The following is a 1411-nucleotide window of genomic DNA, read 5'->3' on the forward strand; positions in this document are numbered from 1 at the left end:
ATCTAACAGTTGGAGGTGCAGTTTTTTATGACTAAATTTACGAAGGGTAGCAAATTGGCATTAATTCAAGGGTATGACTCTGATCTTCTATCTCAAACAGAATACGCAAATCAAATGCGTGTAACCAAGTCTCAATTCCAATATTGGTTGAAGCTTTATGAGATACATGGTGAGACTGCCTTTACTAACGGCTATACAAATTATCCGGCAAGCTTTAAACTGGACGTACTCAATCATATGGCTCAATCAGACGCTTCTCTCATGGATACCGCTGCTTTGTTTAAGCTTCCGGACTTCTCCATGTTGTATTCCTGGCAGAGAAAGATGGAGACAGGCGGTTTAGAAGCCCTTGAGCCAAAAAAGAAGGGGCGTCCATCCATGAAGAAAAACCCCAATTCGTCTACCAAACGATCCGTAGTTGAAGGGTCTGTCGAAGCACTTGAAGAACGTATCAAACAGCTTGAAATGGAAAATGAGTATCTAAAAAAGTTGAATGCCTTAGTTCGAAACAAGGAAAAATCACCAAACAAGACAAAGCACAAGCCGTCTGGCAACTAAGGCATAAATATCCGGTGAAGGCACTCGTACAGGTGGCTGGTGTCCCGCGAAGCACCTATTACAACCTTATAAAGTGTATGAACCAACCAGATCCGAATACCGAGTTGAGGGCTGAAATTCAATCCATTTACGTGGAACATGACGGACGGTACGGATATCGCCGTATTCGTGATGAACTGGCAGTCCGTGGGTGGAAAGTTAACCACAAAAAGGTTCAGAGACTCATGAAGAAAATGGGTCTTACATGCCTGGTTCGCGTGAAAAAGTATAAGTCATATAAAGGGAGCGTCGGCAAGATTGCACCGAATCATCTGGACCGCCAGTTCACGGCTGGGGCGCCAAATGAGAAATGGGTGACGGACATTACGGAATTTAAGTTATTTGGAGAAAAGCTGTATCTATCGCCCATTTTGGACTTATTCAACGGGGAAATTATCACCTATACCCTGGATTCACGACCAACCTATTCTCTGGTATCTCAGATGCTGGATGCAGGACTGAAACGTCTGCCGGAAGAACACCATCTTCTCCTTCATTCTGATCAAGGATGGCATTACCAAATGAAGTCGTATCGGCATGCACTTAAGTCGAGAGGCATTCTCCAAAGCATGTCACGAAAAGGGAATTGTTACGACAATGCCGTCATAGAGAATTTCTTCGGCATTCTCAAGTCGGAGTTTCTGTACTACAAAGAGTTTGAATGTGTGGAACATTTTAAGGAAGAACTAAAAAAATATATGGAATACTACAATACCAAACGGTTAAAGGCAAAATTAAAAATGAGTCCGGTACAGTACCGAACTCATTTTGAGAAAGCTGCCTAATGAAATAACCGTGTCTAACTTTTGGGGGT

General features: G+C 42.7%; 1 protein-coding gene. It reads left to right on the forward strand.

The window, feature by feature from the left end; genetic code table 11:
• Positions 1 to 27 precede the first annotated feature (27 nt).
• Positions 28 to 1382, forward strand: a protein-coding gene (locus tag PVOR_RS29735) for an IS3 family transposase (RefSeq protein ID WP_085980664.1) whose coding sequence is annotated in 2 segments (ribosomal slippage) — positions 28 to 481 and positions 481 to 1382 — 1356 coding nt in all. Because the reading frame shifts where the segments join, the coding sequence is not laid out codon by codon here.
• Positions 1383 to 1411: the final 29 nt, after the last annotated feature.

The sequence above is a fragment of the Paenibacillus vortex V453 genome, from assembly GCF_000193415.1.
GTDB classification, from domain to species: domain Bacteria; phylum Bacillota; class Bacilli; order Paenibacillales; family Paenibacillaceae; genus Paenibacillus_AQ; species Paenibacillus_AQ glucanolyticus.